Source organism: Asanoa sp. NPDC049573 (assembly GCF_040676615.1).
In the GTDB taxonomy this organism is placed as follows: domain Bacteria; phylum Actinomycetota; class Actinomycetes; order Mycobacteriales; family Micromonosporaceae; genus Asanoa.
This window is the reverse complement of sequence record NZ_JBFAPI010000003.1, coordinates 548,135-564,182: the sequence shown is the minus strand read 5'-3', so window position 1 is coordinate 564,182 and position 16,048 is coordinate 548,135. Positions and strand designations below refer to the sequence as shown.

The 16,048-nt window shown below is 71.6% G+C and carries 14 protein-coding genes; 4 read left to right on the top strand and 10 right to left on the bottom strand.

The features are described 5' to 3' along the window. Positions 1-42: 42 nt before the first annotated feature. From AB0J74_RS09640 to AB0J74_RS09625, 4 genes are read right to left on the bottom strand one after another with little or no spacing between them, the layout of a single operon-like run. Positions 43-345 carry a hypothetical protein gene (locus AB0J74_RS09640; RefSeq protein ID WP_363446434.1) on the bottom strand — a complete coding sequence of 101 codons (303 nt, stop codon included), beginning with the start codon at positions 343-345 and terminating at the stop codon, positions 43-45. Beyond that, positions 345-3,338: a hypothetical protein gene (locus AB0J74_RS09635; RefSeq protein ID WP_363446432.1), complete on the bottom strand. Its 2,994-nt coding sequence runs from the start codon at positions 3,336-3,338 to the stop codon at positions 345-347. Before AB0J74_RS09635 ends, AB0J74_RS09640 begins: the two co-directional genes overlap by 1 nt. Next, entirely contained in the window at positions 3,335-3,637 is a 303-nt protein-coding gene (locus tag AB0J74_RS09630) for a hypothetical protein (protein ID WP_363446430.1), read from the bottom strand. The genes AB0J74_RS09635 and AB0J74_RS09630 overlap by 4 nt, the downstream gene beginning before the upstream one ends. After that, entirely contained in the window at positions 3,630-4,013 is a 384-nt protein-coding gene (locus tag AB0J74_RS09625) for a YbaB/EbfC family nucleoid-associated protein (RefSeq protein ID WP_363446428.1), read from the bottom strand. The genes AB0J74_RS09630 and AB0J74_RS09625 overlap by 8 nt, the downstream gene beginning before the upstream one ends. Before the next feature lie 277 nt (positions 4,014-4,290). Here AB0J74_RS09625 and AB0J74_RS09620 point away from each other — a divergent pair, with 277 nt between their 5' ends. Genes AB0J74_RS09620 through AB0J74_RS09610 form a run of 3 tightly spaced genes read left to right on the top strand, consistent with a single transcriptional unit; the run spans position 4,291 to position 7,201 of the window. Next, positions 4,291-4,929, top strand: coding sequence for a polyprenyl synthetase family protein (locus AB0J74_RS09620; protein WP_363446426.1), 639 nt, complete (start codon positions 4,291-4,293; stop codon positions 4,927-4,929). An 8-nt stretch (positions 4,930-4,937) separates the two neighbouring features. Continuing rightward, positions 4,938-6,431, top strand: coding sequence for a GEVED domain-containing protein (locus tag AB0J74_RS09615; protein ID WP_363446424.1), 1,494 nt, complete (start codon positions 4,938-4,940; stop codon positions 6,429-6,431). Further along, positions 6,428-7,201, top strand: coding sequence for a hypothetical protein (locus tag AB0J74_RS09610; RefSeq protein ID WP_363446422.1), 774 nt, complete (start codon positions 6,428-6,430; stop codon positions 7,199-7,201). The genes AB0J74_RS09615 and AB0J74_RS09610 overlap by 4 nt, the downstream gene beginning before the upstream one ends. Before the next feature lie 42 nt (positions 7,202-7,243). Here the strand turns inward: AB0J74_RS09610 and gabT are convergent, their stop codons facing one another. Both gabT and AB0J74_RS09600 read right to left on the bottom strand, forming a co-directional pair. Continuing rightward, the gene (gabT, locus tag AB0J74_RS09605; RefSeq protein ID WP_363446616.1) at positions 7,244-8,521 is read right to left on the bottom strand and encodes a 4-aminobutyrate--2-oxoglutarate transaminase; all 1,278 of its coding nucleotides are present in this window, start codon (positions 8,519-8,521) and stop codon (positions 7,244-7,246) included. Further along, the gene (locus tag AB0J74_RS09600) at positions 8,518-9,954 is read right to left on the bottom strand and encodes a gamma-aminobutyraldehyde dehydrogenase (protein ID WP_363446420.1); all 1,437 of its coding nucleotides are present in this window, start codon (positions 9,952-9,954) and stop codon (positions 8,518-8,520) included. The genes gabT and AB0J74_RS09600 overlap by 4 nt, the downstream gene beginning before the upstream one ends. Positions 9,955-10,099: 145 nt before the next feature. Between AB0J74_RS09600 and AB0J74_RS09595 the strand changes: the two genes are divergently transcribed. Further along, the gene (locus AB0J74_RS09595; protein WP_363446418.1) at positions 10,100-11,539 is read left to right on the top strand and encodes an aldehyde dehydrogenase family protein; all 1,440 of its coding nucleotides are present in this window, start codon (positions 10,100-10,102) and stop codon (positions 11,537-11,539) included. 221 nt (positions 11,540-11,760) lie between these two features. Here AB0J74_RS09595 and AB0J74_RS09590 read toward each other — a convergent pair whose 3' ends face one another. The 4 genes from AB0J74_RS09590 to AB0J74_RS09575 all read right to left on the bottom strand — a co-directional run bounded on the left by AB0J74_RS09590 (position 11,761) and on the right by AB0J74_RS09575 (position 15,997). Then, positions 11,761-12,333 carry a hypothetical protein gene (locus AB0J74_RS09590; RefSeq protein ID WP_363446416.1) on the bottom strand — a complete coding sequence of 191 codons (573 nt, stop codon included), beginning with the start codon at positions 12,331-12,333 and terminating at the stop codon, positions 11,761-11,763. Between the two features lie 273 nt (positions 12,334-12,606). After that, positions 12,607-13,800 carry a saccharopine dehydrogenase C-terminal domain-containing protein gene (locus AB0J74_RS09585; RefSeq protein WP_363446414.1) on the bottom strand — a complete coding sequence of 398 codons (1,194 nt, stop codon included), beginning with the start codon at positions 13,798-13,800 and terminating at the stop codon, positions 12,607-12,609. Then, complete coding sequence (locus AB0J74_RS09580) at positions 13,800-15,197, bottom strand: FAD-dependent oxidoreductase (protein WP_363446412.1); 1,398 nt, start codon at positions 15,195-15,197, stop codon at positions 13,800-13,802. Before AB0J74_RS09580 ends, AB0J74_RS09585 begins: the two co-directional genes overlap by 1 nt. Next, the gene (locus AB0J74_RS09575; protein ID WP_363446410.1) at positions 15,194-15,997 is read right to left on the bottom strand and encodes an ABC transporter permease; all 804 of its coding nucleotides are present in this window, start codon (positions 15,995-15,997) and stop codon (positions 15,194-15,196) included. Before AB0J74_RS09575 ends, AB0J74_RS09580 begins: the two co-directional genes overlap by 4 nt. Between the last annotated feature and the right edge of the window lie 51 nt (positions 15,998-16,048).

Sequence of the window (16,048 nt, the reverse complement as noted above, 5' to 3'; positions counted from 1 at the left end):
GGACCCGCGACACCCCGCAGTGTCATGTTCCCGACGCCACACTCAGTCACCCTGCGGCGGCCGCCCCTCCCACCGAAAAACCCAGGCGATCGTGTCTTCATCGGGCAACTTCTCGCCCCCGGTGATGCCCGGCGTGATTCGTTCCGCCGTCTCACGATCGATCGTTCGCTGGCGGTCCTCATTGCGATGGTCGTCGAGGAACCGCACGACCAAGGCAGGGTCGTAGACCCACGCGCCCGCCCAGTGATCCCAGAGCATGGCGTGGCCGCCAGCAACATCCATGACGAAGATCCCCGCAGGGGCATCGCGCGCTGAAGTCTTATATGTCGCGTAATAGTGGTACATCAGCGCGCCTCTTCCGCGTGATCAATCTGACCACCGAGGTCTCGACTGTCGAGGTCGAACTCAGCCGCGACTCCGGCGAAGGTCAAGCTGTTGGCAGCAAGCCACCTTTGATACTGGACCCAGACCTCCGGCTTTTGTTTGATCCACTGGATGAAGCTCGCATCGTGGGCTGGTGCCAAATGGTCGCCGCCGGGTGGCGCGTTCCTACCCACACCGACTTCCTTGTTGATCGCCAGCATCCTCAGGAACGCGTGTATCCGACGCGCCGGTGGCTCGACCACACCAGTAGACCCATCGTGACGGACGACGCTGTAGAGATCGTGAGTCAGCCTCCCGGCTCGCCACGAGAGATGGGTCGGAAACTGGATCTCGAACCGCTGATCGTCTGGTGAGCGCACCTCGACGTTGAGACCGTGGAAGCGATTCGCCTGACGCCAGTAGTTCTTCACGCGCCCGATGCGATAGCCACGGTCGTCGAGGTGTCTCAGGACGCCCCTGACCGTCGCCGTATAGGCGTCACCCTCGGGCATCAGCAACGAGAAACGTAAGACATCTTTGGTGTCCGCCAGGAACTCGGCCACGGACATCTGGTTGGCACGACCTTCGTCGGCATACTTGCGAGCGAGTGAGTCGAGGGACTTGATCCGATGAGCCAGGCCCTTCAGTTCCAGGCGATGACCGGAGCCAAGACCGACGGATACCGCTTGAGCAGCCTCTTCGATGTCGGCTTGGACCGCGTCCGCGGCTACCGCCATCGTTCGCCGGGCCTCCGCCAGCTCACGGAGATGTCCGGTGTTCGGGCTCCTGGGGACCTGATCCGGCATCTCGACAACGACCGGATCTGCCGCCGCGCCGAATAGTCGCGGTGGCAGGAGGCTGCGTTGGTGTGCGGCGCGGAACAGAGCCGCCTCGGCGAATGTCTGTGGATGGGTGCCTCGGTCGTAGCGCACGGTGCCCTCGTCGCCGCCTACCTTCCAGGTGCCGTCGGGGAGTTCGCGGATCTGGTCCGTGAGGGCGTTTCGGGCGATCCTGTCCGGCGGCCAGTCGTCGGGCCAGTCCGATAGGGGTTCGGACGGGGTGTGGATCACGACGGGCATCAGGTCGAGGCCCGCCTCGCGGGCCGCTCGCGGGCGGCGGTTGTCGAGGGTGACGTAGCTGCCGTCACCCCAGCGGACGCCGTGGATCGGCTCGCCGCGCCAGCCGCGCTCGCGCATTCGCGCAGCCAGGTCGCCGAGTCGGGTCCCGTCGCGGGTCGTCGGGCTGACGCTGCGTTGGGTGTAGCGCAGCCGGGCCGGTGGCAGCAGGGCCACCCGCGGCAACAACCGGTCGTAGCGGGCTCGTTCCGCGGCACCGAGGGCGTCGGGGTCGAGCCCGAGGTCGGCATACGTCGCGCCGCCCAGGCCGATCGCCCGCAGCTCATCCGGCGTCGGATCACGGAACATCGCGCTGGCGGCAGGTGAGCGATGCCCTGGTGACGGCGGCCGCCCGATCTCGCCGAGCGATGCGCGGAGCGAGTGGCTGGTGACGAGCGCGCCGTCACTCGGCCGGATCGTTGGGTCCGTGTCCACCGCCGGGGCTCCCGGACCCCCGATCCCAGCCGGCGCGACGGCTTCATCCGACAGGTGCGCGCCCGCGGGTGCGGTCACGGGCGCGGGCCGAAGGTGAGCCGCGGTCGGCTCGGCTACGTCGTGACCGGGCCGTGGGTCGGCGAGGCCGGCGCTTTGCGCCGCGGGGCGATGAGGGTCAAGACCCTCGGAACCTTCGAACCGTTCCGGCGAAGCGCCAGGAAGGACCCGACCCTGCGGAGGCTCCGGATCACGTCCTGCCCCGCGCTCCGGCGAGACGCTCGGAAGACCTCGACCGTCGCCGGACGGGGAGTCCAGGTGGGCTCGGCCCACGCGCTCCGGCGAAACGCTCGGAAGACCTCGACCATCCGGATCGGCTCGGCCGCCGCCAGCATCGGTGGGCGGATCGGGCGGCACATCCGCCCCCGGATCCACCCCGCCGCGGACCCCCCGATCACGCGGAACACCGCCGGCCGCCACCGCACCGAGGGCCAGCGCCCGCCAGGCGGTGCCGTGGTGGGAGTCGGGTGCCGGGGAGTCCAAGGCGCCATGACTGGCGCCCGACGTCGCCGAGCGGCCCACGTCGTCCAGGGCTGGCAAGCCCTGCCCGACCGCCAGGCTCGCCGCTGTCTCGGCGAGCACGTCTGACGTGGCCGACCGGACCGACCTCGACACCACCCCCGACGACAGGCCAGGGACGACGGCCGAACCGGCCGCACCACCCGCGAAGCCGCCGACCGCCGACAGCCCCACGGACCGGAGGTCGAACGCCTCCCGGTGACCGCTGAGCAGCTGGTACGACTGCGTGCCCCCGTCGGCACCGACCTCCTGCGCCGCCTCCGCGAACCCGGCGGCGACGGACCGCCGAGCGATCCGTGCCAGCAGCGTCGACTCGGCCTCGCGACCCAGCCGCACCACCAAGCGCCCGAAAATGCGCTGGATCGCCGCCCTGGTTGCGGTCGCCGCCGCCGTTGCCGCCGGTGTTGCGGCACCGGCCGTCAACGCCATCGCCACCCCGAGCGCCAACAGCTCGATGACCAGCAGGCCGACCTCGATCCAGACCTCGATCTTCGCGGCCTCGATCTCCGCCGCGCAGGACGAGACCAGCGACGCCACCTCGTCGAAGGCCCCGGGCAACGGACCCAACGCGCCGGCATCGAACTGCTGCCACGCCCGGCCGAACGCCTCCGCCGCCGGACCGGCATATCCAGCCGCGACCGCGGATGCCGCCGCGCCGCTGTCGAGCCGCGCGGTCGCCAGCGCGGTCCCGGCAAGAGACCACGCGTCGGCCAGGTCCCACACCGCCCGTTCGTCGCCCGCCGGCCACTCGACGCCGATCACCCATTCGAGGCATTCGTACGCCCAGCCGGGCACATCCCACGGCAGCGCGTCGAGGGGATGCGGGATCGGGCTCGGCAGCACCGTCACGTCGGGCGGCCGAGACGATGGGCCGCGTGGTCGTCGGCGTCCGAAGTGGACGAAGCCGCCACCCAGACGTCGCCGCCGAGGCGGGACAGCGCCACGCCCACCGATGACCACGCGGCGAGCAGCGCCGACGAGAGTGGGCCGTAGACCCGGGAGAACGCGGCGCCAGCCTCGTCGTCGCCCCACGGCGAAGCGTCCGCCGGCACCCCGGACCGGGCCGCAGCCGATACCGCGGCGCCCACCGCGGACAGGTCGCGGGCCGCGCGGCCGACCGCCGACGGGTCGAGGAAGACCTCAGCCATGGCGGCGTAGCAACGCGTCGAGCTGCCCGGACCGCACATAGTCGGCCACCCCGGAGCCCGGCGGCAGATAGCCCGCCACCAGCTCGTGGACCGCCGCGGTGGCCGACGTCGTCGCCGAACGGACCGTCGCCGTCGCCACGGCCGCCAGTTGCTCCGGGCGGTGGGCGCGGTAGGCGGCCGGGTCGAAGACCAGGCGCACGAGTTGCCCCCGGGCGTCGACGGTCGCGATCACCAGGCCGTCTGGCGACGACGCCGTCGACGAGAACGCGGCCAGGCGTTCCTGCAGCTCGGCCATGCCGGCGCGGATGCGCTCGTATTGGCCGAGGACCTCGTCGAAACGCCCGCGGAGGGCGTCGTTGACCGCGCGGTCCGGCATTGCCGATTCTCCCAACCCCGCAGGCAGAGATCACCGTAAGTCACGCCGACGATACCGGGAGACATAGATCGATGTGACCCCGTCGACAGGAACTTTCCGGCGGACGGCCATGTCCCGGGGCCACCGACCCGCGTTGAGGAAGGGGCCAGCACACGCTGATGGTTGAAAGCCCAGGTCAAGCCCGCGTACGGGGTCTTGGCGGGCCCATGTGCGCACTGATCTCATGTGCCCATCCAGCCGCCGGCGCCGAACCTGTGCAGATTGGACGGTGCACGCCATGACTGTCACCCTGGGCAACCGGTCCGCGATACCGGCACCGCGCCGCGGGTCGGGTGTCTTCGAGCGGGCCCGCACCGTCACCGAACCGGCCCTGCGCGCCGCCGTCGACAGCCTGCCGCCGACCACCCGGCGCGCCGTGGGCTACCACTTCGGGTGGTGGGACGGCAAAGGCAACGACCGCCTTGGTACGCCGGGCAAGGCCGTTCGCCCCGCCCTCGTGCTCGTGGCGGCCGGGGCGGTCGGCGGCACACCGGTCGGCATGGCGGCCGTGTCGGCCGTGCCCGCGGCGATCCCGGCCGCCGTAGCCGTCGAGTGGGTGCACACCTTCTCGCTCCTGCACGACGACGTCCTCGACGGTGACGGCCTGCGCCGGCACTGGCCCACGGTAGCGAAGGCGTTCGGCACCGGGGCCGCCCTCCTGGCCGGCGATGCCCTGCTCGCGCTCGCGTTCGACGTCCTCGCCGCGACCGCGCACCCGGCCGGGGCACTCGAGACCGACGGCTGGCGCGACTGGTGTGGCACGGAGTCGAAGCGGCACCTGCGGGCGGCGCTCGACCAACTCGGGCCCGGCATCACCGTGGACCGGCAGCACGACCTGCGCGCGATCGCCCGACTGGTCGCCGACCGGGACCGGTGAGCCGACGCGTGCACCGGTTCGTCGCCGCCGCGGCACTCGCCGCCGCGGCAGTCCTCTTCCCCCTGGTGCCCGCGAGTGCCGCGGCGCCGGCCTGTGTCAACGGCGGCTACCTCGTGCAGGACGGCGATCTCTTGCGGCTCGCCGACCGGGCGACGGTCGCCCGCTTCGACGCGCCGCTGGACGCGGTCGCCTACGTGCCCGGGAGTCGGGCGTTCTGGGCCGTCAGCGGCGACCAGGTGGTCAGCTTCGACACCAGCGGCCGGATCACCCGGCGGGCCCCGCTGCCCGACGCGCTGCGGGTCACCGGGCCGGTCGCCGTGGCCGGCAGCGCGACCAGCGCCGGGGCCGGCACCGCGGACCGCTGGATCGTGCGCACCGGCCGCGATGTGGTCACCTTCCGCGTACCCGCGCTCAAGGAGGTTGAACGGCACCCGCTCGACGGCCCCGGGGCCGATATCCTGCTGCGACCGCGGATCGCCGACTGGGACGTCGACCCGGCCGACGGACGGCTCTACACGGTTGCGTCCGGGCCGCCCGCCCAACTGCTGCGGATCGACCCGCACACCGGCAGGGTGACACCTGTCGCCGCCCCGAAGGGACTACCACAGACCGGCAGCTTCGGCGCGGTCACCGTCGATCCACAAGGGACGTTGCACGCGCTGCACGACCCGAGCGGCCGGCTCTTCGACCTCGACCTCGCGAAACCCACCATCGCGACACCGCGAACCGCGGGGCCGCGCACCCAGAACCGTTCGGACGCCGCCGGCTGCACCGACGGATGGGACTACGGCGACGCCCCGAGCCCCTATCCGACCCGCCACGCCGCCGACGGCCCCCGCCACCGGATCGCCGACGGTCTCACCCTCGGCACGACAGCCGACGCCGAACCCGACGCCCGCACGGCCGACAAGGACGACGCCCGCCCGCTGGCGGTCCGCCACCGCGCCGGGCCCCTCAGGGTCGAGGTAACCGTGCGCAACACGACGGGGCACAACGCGCTGCTCGCCGCGTGGCACGACCTCGACGGCAACGGCAGGTTCGACGAGCGCGACCTGGCCACGGCCACGGTCAAGCCCGGTGGCGCCGCCCGTAGGGTCACGCTGACCTGGCCGAAGCCGCGCATCAACGCGACCCGGTCCACGGTGCGCATCCGGCTCTACGGCGGCCCGCGGGGTTATCGGGCGCCCGCCCCGAAACCGACCGGCCCGGCGGACAGCGGCGAGGTCGAGGACCACCTGATCACGGTGCCCGCTGCCGCGCCGGACAAGGCACCGCTCGACATCCGGAACCTGGCCGGGCCGGCCGTACCCGATGCCGGTCTGCCCGTGCCCGGCGTTCCCGCGACGCCGCTGCCCGCGCAGCCCCGGCGCCGCCACCCGGTCGCCATCACCGCGCCGCGCGAACCCGACGGGATCCCGCTGACCTGGTCGGTGTTTCTCGGGCTGCTCGTGCCCGCCGCCTCCGTCGCCGCCCGGGCGGCGGCCAAGAGAGGAAGTCGATGAACGTCCTGCTCGCCGGCATCGCCGTCGTGCTCGCCGCGGCGCTCGCGTCGATGGTCGGGTTCGCCATGGTGTCCCGTTATGTGCCGCGCCGCTGGCGGGTCGCCGACGGCGACGCGGCCGGCACGGTCTATTCGACGATCGGCATGGTGTACGCGATCCTGATCGCGATCGCCGCCATCGCGGTGTGGGAGCCGCGCGCCGACGTCGCCAGCAACACCGAGGCTGAGGCGAGCAGCCTGGTCGAGGCCTACTGGTCGGCCAACCGCCTCTCGGGTGCCGACAAAGACGACGTGCGGCGGCTGATCGTCGGCTATCTCCAGGTGGCCGGCGGCTCCGAGTGGGAACACCTGCGTACGGCCCACAGCGGCACGATGACCGCCGAGGGGTTGTCGACGGAGTTGCGCGAGCGGGTCGACACGATCCGGCCCGAGGGCGACGCCGAGCAGGCCGCACACCAGATGCTGGTCGCCCAGGTCAGCACCGCCGCCACCGCGCGGCGGGCCCGGATCGGCGACGCCGACTCGCGAATGCCGGCGCCGCTGTGGCCGATCCTGCTCGGCGGGGCTCTGGTGAGCGTCGGATTCCTCTACTTGTTCGGGCTCCGTCGAACGGTCCCCAATGGACTCATGTTCGCCGCGCTCGGCGGCATGGTGGCGCTGATGCTCTTCGTGCTCTACCAGGTGGAGCTGCCCTACAGCCGAGGATTCGCGGTCGATCCCGGCTCGCTGCGCGCCGCCCTGGAAACGCTGCGCGGCACCGACGGCCTTTGACCACGTCGTCGTGAACCGCGTGCGCGGCGCCGGTCGCGGGCCCTACGCCGCGGCGAAGGCGGCGACGAGGGTATCCAGCCCGCGTTCCAACGTGCGGTCGTCGATCACCAGCGGCGGCAGGAAGCGCAGCACATTGCCGTAGGTGCCGCACGTGAGCGTGAGCAGCCCCCGGCGGTGGCACTCGGCCGACACCGCGCCCGTCGTGACCGGGTCGGGGGTGAGCGTCCCCGGCTGGGTGATCTCGACGGCGAGCATGGCGCCGCGGCCGCGTACCTCAGCGATCCTCGGGTCCTCGGCCGCCAGATCGCGGAGCCGGCCGCCCATCGTCAGGTCGATCCGCCGTGCGGCGGTGACCAGGTCGAGGTCGCGCATCGTCTCGACCGAGGCCAGGGCCGCCGCGCAGGCCAGCGGGTTGCCACCGTAGGTGCCGCCGAGACCGCCCGGATGCACCGCGTCCATGATGTCGGCCCGCCCGGTCACCGCACCGAGCGGCAGGCCGCCGGCGATTCCCTTGGCCAGGGTCATCAGGTCGGGCACGACGCCCTCGTGGGACGAGGCGAACCAGTCGCCCGTACGGCAGAACCCGGTCTGGATCTCGTCGGCGATGAACACCGCGCCCGCCTCGCGCGCCCACGCCGACAGTGCCGGCAGGAACCCGGGCGCCGGCACGACGAAGCCGCCCTCGCCCTGGATCGGCTCGATCAGGACCGCGGCGACGTTGGTGGCGCCGATCTGCGACGAGACCAGGTCGATCGCGCGGGCAGCGGCGTCGGCGCCGGACAGCCCGCCGTCGCGCAGCGGGTAGGACATCGGCACCCGGTAGACCTCGCCGGCGAACGGGCCGAAGCGGTGCTTGTAGGGCATGTTCTTCGCGGTCAGCGCCATCGTCAGGTTGGTGCGGCCGTGGTAGGCGTGGTCGAACGCCACGACCGCCGTGCGTCCGGTCGCGTGCCGCGCGATCTTCACCGCGTTCTCCACGGCCTCGGCGCCGGAGTTGACCAGCATCGAGCGCTTGTCGAAGTCGCCCGGGGTCAGCGCGTTGAGCATCTCGCAGACGGCGACGTACTGCTCGTAGGGCGCGACCATGAAGCAGGTGTGGGTGAAGCGCTCGACCTGTGCCCGCACGGCGGCGACCACCCGCGGCGCCGCGTTGCCGACGGAGGTCACCGCGATCCCCGACGCGAAGTCGATCCACTCCTTGCCGTCGACGTCGGTCAGCGTGCCACCGCCGGCATGGTCCACATAGGATTCGATGACCGAGCTGACGCCTCTGGCCACCGCAGCCGACCGGCGCTTGTGCAGGTCGTGCGAGGTCATCAGGACTCCAGGTTGTGCATCACGTGCTTGACCCGGGTGTAGTCCTCGAGGCTGTAGACCGACAGGTCCTTGCCGTGGCCCGAGTGCTTGAAACCGCCGTGTGGCATCTCCGACACGAAGGGGATGTGGGTGTTGACCCAGACGCAACCGAAGTCGAGTCGCCGGGTCATCCGCATCGCCCGGCCGTGGTCGCGGGTCCAGACGGAGGCGGACAGGCCGTATTCGACGCCGTTGGCCCAGCGGACCGCCTCGTCTTCGTCGGTGAACCGCTGCACAGTGATCACCGGACCGAAGATCTCGTCCTGGATGACCTCGTCGTCCTGCCGGACGCCCGAGACGACCGTCGGCGCGTAGAAGAAGCCGCGCTCGCCGACCCGCGCGCCGCCGACCTCGAGGGAAGCGTGGTCGGGCAGGCGGTCGACGAAGCCGGTGACCCGGCCGAGTTGGTTGGCGTTGTTGAGCGGGCCGTAGAGCACGTCTTCCTCGTCGGGACCGCCGGTCTTGGTGCCGCGGGCCTGCTCGACCAGCGCGGCGAGGAACTCGTCGTGGATGCCGGGCCCGGCGAGCACCCGGGTCGCGGCGGTGCAGTCCTGGCCGGCGTTGAAGTAGCCGCCGACCGCGATCGCCTCGGCCGCCGCGGCCACGTCGGCGTCGTCGAAGAGCACGACCGGCGCCTTGCCGCCCAGCTCCAGGTGGGTGCGCTTGAGGTCGGGCGCGGCCGCGGCGGCCACCTCCCGCCCGGCGCGGGTCGAGCCGGTGATCGAGACGAGTTGCGGCACCGGGTGCGCGACCAGCGCGCGGCCGGTGTCGCGGTCACCGGTCACGACGTTGAAGACGCCCGCCGGGAAGAACTCGGACGCGATCTCGGCGAGCATCAACGAGCTGACCGGCGTCGTGTCGCTCGGCTTGAGGACGACGCAGTTGCCGGCCGCGAGAGCGGGGGCGATCTTCCAGATGGCCATCATCAGCGGGTAGTTCCAGGGTGTCACCTGGCCGACGACGCCGAGCGGCTCGCGGCGTACGTACGACGTGTGCCCGGCCAGGTATTCGCCGGCCGAGCGCCCTTCGAGCATCCGGGCGGCGCCGGCGAAGAAGCGCAGCTCGTCGACGGCGGGCGGCAGCTCCTCGTCGGTGGTGAGTTGGCGGGGCTTGCCGGTGTTGCGGACCTCGGCGTCGACGAGGTCGGCGGCCCGCGACTCGACCGCGTCGGCGAACTTGAGCAGCGCGAGCTGCCGTTGCGCCGGGGTCACGTCACGCCAGCTCTCGAACGCGGTCGCGGCCGCGGTCATCGCCCGGTCCACATCGGCCGCGCCGGAGACCGGCGCCTGCGCGAACACCTCACCGGTGCACGGGTCGACAAGGTCGCTGAAGTTGCCGTCGACCGGGTCGACGTAGTCACCGTTGACGAAGTTGCGCAACTGTTGCTTGTCGCTCATCGTGGCGTCTCCAGGCGTGGAAGCGGGCCATCGGGAGGGCTGCCGTATTCGCAACCCATGTGCCATCCTCGCGACTGAATCCGTTGCTGACAAGGCCTGCCGCCACCGTTTCCGCGAAGATGGCCAGCTGAGCTAGGCTGCCGCCGTGGACCCTGTCGCGTTCTACGTCGCCGGCCGCCCTGAGCACGGAGCCGACCCGGTGACCATCCGGCATCCTTTCGACGGCCATGCTGTCGGCGCCACCACCAACGCGACGCCCGCGCAGGTCGAACGCGCCGTCGCCGCGGCGGCCGCCGTCGCCCCGTCCGCCGCCGCCCTGCCGGCGCACGCCCGCGCCGCCGCGCTCGACCACGTGTCGCAGCGCCTGGCCTCGCGGTCGGAGGAAGTCGCCCGCCTGATCACGGCGGAGAACGGCAAGCCGCTGAAGTGGGCGCGGGCCGAGGCGGCCCGGGCGGTGTCGACGTTCCGGTGGGCGGCCGAGGAGGCCCGCCGTTTCGCCGGCGACCTGCAGCGCCTCGACACCGACCCGGCGGCGACGGGACGCTTGGCCGTCGTACGCCGATTCCCGCGCGGTCCGGTCCTCGGCATCTCGCCGTTCAACTTCCCGCTCAACCTGGTGGCGCACAAGGTCGCCCCGGCCATCGCAGCCGGCGCGCCGATCGTGGTCAAGCCGGCGCCGGCCACGCCGCTCAGCGCGTTGTTGCTGGGCGAGATCCTGGCCGAGACCGACCTGCCGGAGGGCATGTTCTCGGTGCTGCCGCTGCCCAACGAGCGGGCCGCCGACCTGGTCTCCGACCCGCGGCTGCCGGTTGTCAGCTTCACGGGCTCCGGCCCGGTCGGCGCGTCGATCCGCCGAGCCGCCCCCGACAAGCACGTCACGCTGGAGCTGGGCGGCAACGCGGCGGTGCTGCTGTGCGCCGACTGGACGGCCGACGAGGACCTGACCTGGGCGGCGTCGCGGATCGCGACGTTCTCCAACTACCAGGCGGGGCAGAGCTGCATCGCGGTGCAGCGGGTGTTCGTACACGAGTGGATCTATGACGGTTTCCTGCCCCGGCTGGTCGCGGCCGTCTCCGCGCTGCAGACGGGCGACCCGTTCGCCGACACCACCGATGTGGGCCCGCTGATCACCGAGGCGGCGGCGCAGCGGGTCGAGTCGTGGGTGGACGAGGCGATCGCGGCCGGTGCGACACTCGAGCTGGGCGGGCTGCGCGAGGGCGCGAGCTATCCGCCGACGGTGCTCTCGCGGGCGCCCAAGGACGCGAAGGTCAGCCAGGAGGAGGTCTTCGGGCCGGTGCTGGTGGTCTCCCCCGTCACCGACGACGAGGCCGGATTCGCGGCGATCAACGACTCGGCGTACGGCCTGCAGGCGGGAGTGTTCACCCGGAACCTGCAGACGGCCTTCACCGCCCACCGCACCCTGCAGGTAGGCGGCGTGATCGTCGGGGATGTGCCGTCCTACCGCGCGGACCAGATGCCGTACGGCGGCGTGAAGGGGTCGGGAGTGGGGCGCGAAGGGTTGCGCAGCGCGATCGACGACTACACCGAACCGAGGGTGATGGTGTTGACCGGGTTGGATCTTTAGCGGGTTGACTGTTGCGGCAACGCGGCCGGGCCCGGGGCCGGGCCCGGGGCCGGGGCCGGGGCCGGGGCCGGGGGCCGGGGGCCGGGGGCCTGGGCCGGGGCCGGGGCCGGGGTTCATGCCGGACCCGCCGTGAAGGCGCACGGCCCGCGCCACGCCCCCGGGTGGGGCGGGTCGGGCGCGGGCCGTTTGTTTGAGCCGCTGACCTTCGGTGGTGCAGGCGCTTAGGCCTCGCCGGCGTCTGGGCCGCGGCGGCGGAGTTCGTCCACCGCGCCCATGGCGTCGCGGAGCTCGGTGAGCCACTGGTCGGCATGTTCGCCGACCAGGCGGACGCACCACGCCAACGCCTCGGAGCGGCTGCGGGCCACGCCGGCGTCGATCAAGGTGTCGAGGACCTGGCGGTCGTTGAGCCGCAGCCGCGTCATGACCGGCGCGGAGAACGTGGTGAACAAGGCCTCGGTGCCGCCGGTTGCCGCGCCCCAGCTCACCTTGCGGCGCCACCGGTGCTCGACCTGCTGAGCGATCTTGATGCGTTGCTCCCGGGTGTCCTCCCGGTGCTGGGCGATGCGGCCCTGCTCGGCCGACGCGCGGTCGGCATCGGAAGCGTCGGCTCCGAGCTGCGGCTCCGGCAACCGACCAATGATCATGACCTCGTCACGGTCGATGGTGACGGCCGGCGGCTCGGTGAACCAGCCATCCGGCACCGCGCCGGTGATCCAGGCGGCCAGCCCTTCGGCCGGTGGCGGCTCCGCCCGCCCGCCGCGCTGCCCTTCCCATGGGCCCCGAAAACCCCTCATGGCACACCTCCCGCGTTGCTGCTTACTTGATTACAGCATTACACCGTTACGGGAGGCCGGACAGTAGCGGGCGGTTCGCTCTGAGCGGAAATGCCGGACCTCTTCTGCACCCTTATAGGAAGCAGCCCGCGACCAGCGCGCTTCCTGTAGGGCAGCAGAGCAAGGCGACAGAAACAGGCCAGGTCCTTGCTCTGCTGCCAGATAGGCAGCGCTCGGCGCAGCGGTGCTGCCTATCCGGCAGCAGAGCAAACCCAGGTCAGAGGCGGAATGGGATCAGCGCATCGCCCACGGGGAGCCGTAAGCCACCAGCAGGTCCAGGAATGGCCTCGGTGGGAACGCCTCCGGCCCCAGGACGCCCGACCCCGACCACGCACCCTCAGACAGCAGTTCCAACGCGACCACCGGGTTGACCGCTGTCTGCCAGACCACGGCCTGGTGGCCGTACTCGCGCATCGACCACTCGTTGTCGACCACGTGGTAGAGGTAGACCTCGCGGGGCGCGCCGTCGACGCCGACGCCGCGTACCCATGTGCCGGCGCAGGTCTTGCCGCGCATCCGCGGGCCCAGCGACGCCGGGTCTGGCAGGCAGGCCGCGACCACGTCGCGCGGCGCGACCGACACGTCACCAACCCGGATCGGTGCCGTCGAGTCGAGACCGAGGACATGCAGCGTGCGCAGCACCGAGATGAACTCCGCGCCGAGGCCGTATTTGAACGTCACCCGCTCGGCGTCGACCCAGCGCGGGATCAGCAGCACCTCTTCGTGCTCCACGTTGACGCACTCGACCGGGCCGATCCCCTCGGGGAAGTCGAACACCTCCGGCTCCGAGAACGGCTCCGTGGTGAACCAACCCCGCTCCTTCTCGTAGATCACCGGCGGGTTCAGGCACTCCTCGATCGTCGTCCAGATCGAGAACGACGGCGCGAAGGTGTGACCGTCGACCACCAGGTTGGCGCCGTCCCGCACGCCGATCTCGGAGATCGAGCTGAACAACTCGTCGGCCGCGTAGCGCGCGAAGATGTCCGACAGGCCTGGCTCGACGCCGATACCGACCAGGGCCAGCCGCCCCGCCTCCTGCCACAACGACTCGGTCGCGAACTGGGCCGCGCCGAGCACCACCCCGGTCGACGAGTACGGCGCCGTCGGATGCGGCTCCGACAGTGACATCGCCATGTCGAGATAGTCGGCGCCGGCCGCGAACGCACCGTCGAAGATGGACATGACGAACCGCGGGTCGACCGCATTGAAGACGTGGGTCGCGCCGGCGGCCAGGTCGCGCACCTCCGTCGCCGACGACGCGTCGACCTGGGCCGCCACGAAGCGCGGGTCGTTCACCGCCGCGACGACGCGCGACGCACGAGAAAGGGAATAGTCGGCCACCGTCCAGGACGTGAAGAAACCGCGGCGGGCGGCGATCGCGGCGGCCGCGGCGCCGACGCCGCCGGCTCCGATCTGTAGGACACGCATCAGGAATCGAACCCCAAACCGAATCTGTCGAGGGTACGCAGCCACAGGTTGCGCCGGCCCTCGTGTGCGTCCGCGTACGCCATGGACCGGCGCGTCGCGTTGATGACCAGGGAGCGCAACGGTTCCGGCGGGAACGGGACCGGGCGGCTGCGTACGAAGTCCAAAGTGGTCAATGGGGTTGGCGCCCCGGAGAGCAGGTCCAGCGCGACCCGCGCGCCGAACCGGGTGGCGCCCACGCCCAAGCCGGTGAAGCCCGTCGCGTAGGCGAGCCGGCCGCCTAACGCGGTGCCGAAGAACGCGCAGAAACGGGCGCACGTGTCGACCACCCCGCCCCAGCGGTGGGTGAACGTGACGTCGGACAACTGCGGGAACGTCTCGAAGAAATGCCGGGCCAGCGTGGCATAGGTGGGCGCGTCGCGCGACAACGACGGCGCCATCCGGTTGCCGAAGTGGTAGACCGCGTCGTAGCCGCCGAACAGGATCCGGTTGTCGGCGGTCAGCCGGTAATAGTGGAACTGGTTGCCCGAGTCGGCCAGCCCCTGCCGGTGCCGCCAGCCGATCGATGCCAGCTCACCGGCGGTCAACGGGCGGGTGACCAGCGCGTAGTCGTAGACCGGCACGACATAGTTGCGGAGCCGGCGCAGCAACGGCGGGAACGCGTTGGCGGCCAGCACCACCCCACCGGCGCGCACCGAGCCGGCCGGGCCGCACCACGCCAGCACCCCGGCCCCGGCCCGGGCCAGCCTGGTCACCCGGGTGTGCTCGAAGATCCGCACACCCTGCGAAAGGCAGGCATCCCGCAGACCCCAGGCCAACCGGGCCGGGTCGAGCATGACCGTGCGGTCGCGGTGCCAGACGCCGCCGAGGTAGGTGGGCGAGTCGACCTCGGCCCGCACCTCGTCGCGGCCGAGCACCAGCACGTCGTGGCCGTGGCGCCGGGCCAGCGCCGCACCCGACGCGAGTTCGGCCACGTGGTGTGGCTCGGTGGCCAACTCGATCTCGCCGGTACGTTCGACGTCGCAGCGGATGTCGAACAGCGCGATCGTGGCCAACAGGGCGTCGAGGTTGGCCTGGCCCAGGGTCTCCAAGGTCGCTATCTCGGCCGGGAATCTGGCCGCGCCGTTGGCCAGGCCGTGGGTCAGTGACGCCGCGCAGAAGCCGCCGTTGCGGCCCGACGCCGCCCATCCGCAGGTGCCGGCCTCGATCAGCACCACGTCGCGGCCCGGGTCGTCCTGCTTCGCCTGCAACGCGGCCCAGAGTCCCGAGTAGCCGCCGCCGACCACGAGCAGGTCGGCCGAGATGTCGGCCGAGAGTGGCGGCAGCGGATCCGGGCGCTCGGGACGGTCGAGCCAGAAGACCCGGGGCTGCGCGTCCGCGAGCGCCCGACCGACGTTCATGCCACCCGCGCCCCCCGCCGCCGTCGCACGTTGGTCGCCAGCACCAGCAGCAGTGCGATCGCGAACATCGCCGTCCCGACGACGTTGACCTGCGGCGGGATGCCGCGCTGGTTGGCTCCCCAAACGTACATCGGGAAGGTCACCGTGTTCCCGGAGTTGAAGTTCGTGATGATGAAGTCGTCGAAGGACAGGGAGAACGCGAGCAGGGCGGCGGCGACGATGCCGGGCAGCACCAGCGGCAGGGTGACCCGCCGGAAGGTCTGGAACGGCGTGGCGTAGAGGTCCATCGCCGCCTCTTCCAGCCGGGCGTCCATGCCGGCGAGCCGCGCCTTGACCGTGACCACCACGAACGAGACGCAGAACATGATGTGCGCGATCAGGATCGTGACGAAGCCCAGTTGTACGCCGCCCGCGGTGAACAGCGCCAGCAGCGAGGTACCCATCACGAGTTCGGGCGTCGCCATCGGCAGGAAGATCAGCAGGTTGGTCGTGGTCCGGCCGCGGAACTGGTGGCGGGCCAGGGCGAACGCCATCAACGTGCCGAGCACGGTCGAGCCGACCGTCGCCAGCAGGCCGATCCAGGCCGAGCGTTGCAGCGCCGCGCACAGGTCGGCGGGGCCGCACAGGTCGGTCCAGTTGTTGGTGGTGAACGTGTTGAAGTCGTAGGACAGCCGGCTCGACGGCTGGTTGAAGGACAGCCCGGCCACGACGGCGATCGGCAGGAACAGGTAGAGCAGCACCATCAGGCCGACGGCGAGCACCCAGTGGTCGGCAATCCAACGTCCGATCCGGTAACCCATGCCAGCTGGGGTCCTCCGAACCCGGGCCGCTTCCGCGGCCCCGCTTCGTGC

Excerpts from the sequence above, each read along its gene's own strand:
- AB0J74_RS09620 (WP_363446426.1), top strand. The coding sequence starts at position 4,291 with ATGACTGTCACCCTGGGCAACCGGTCCGCGATACCGGCACCGCGCCGC.
- AB0J74_RS09600 (WP_363446420.1), bottom strand. The coding sequence starts at position 9,954 with ATGAGCGACAAGCAACAGTTGCGCAACTTCGTCAACGGTGACTACGTC.
- AB0J74_RS09580 (WP_363446412.1), bottom strand. The coding sequence starts at position 15,197 with ATGAACGTCGGTCGGGCGCTCGCGGACGCGCAGCCCCGGGTCTTCTGG.
- AB0J74_RS09610 (WP_363446422.1), top strand. The coding sequence starts at position 6,428 with ATGAACGTCCTGCTCGCCGGCATCGCCGTCGTGCTCGCCGCGGCGCTC.
- AB0J74_RS09590 (WP_363446416.1), bottom strand. The coding sequence starts at position 12,333 with ATGAGGGGTTTTCGGGGCCCATGGGAAGGGCAGCGCGGCGGGCGGGCG.
- AB0J74_RS09630 (WP_363446430.1), bottom strand. The coding sequence starts at position 3,637 with ATGGCTGAGGTCTTCCTCGACCCGTCGGCGGTCGGCCGCGCGGCCCGC.
- AB0J74_RS09640 (WP_363446434.1), bottom strand. The coding sequence starts at position 345 with ATGTACCACTATTACGCGACATATAAGACTTCAGCGCGCGATGCCCCT.
- AB0J74_RS09585 (WP_363446414.1), bottom strand. The coding sequence starts at position 13,800 with ATGCGTGTCCTACAGATCGGAGCCGGCGGCGTCGGCGCCGCGGCCGCC.
- AB0J74_RS09625 (WP_363446428.1), bottom strand. The coding sequence starts at position 4,013 with ATGCCGGACCGCGCGGTCAACGACGCCCTCCGCGGGCGTTTCGACGAG.
- AB0J74_RS09575 (WP_363446410.1), bottom strand. The coding sequence starts at position 15,997 with ATGGGTTACCGGATCGGACGTTGGATTGCCGACCACTGGGTGCTCGCC.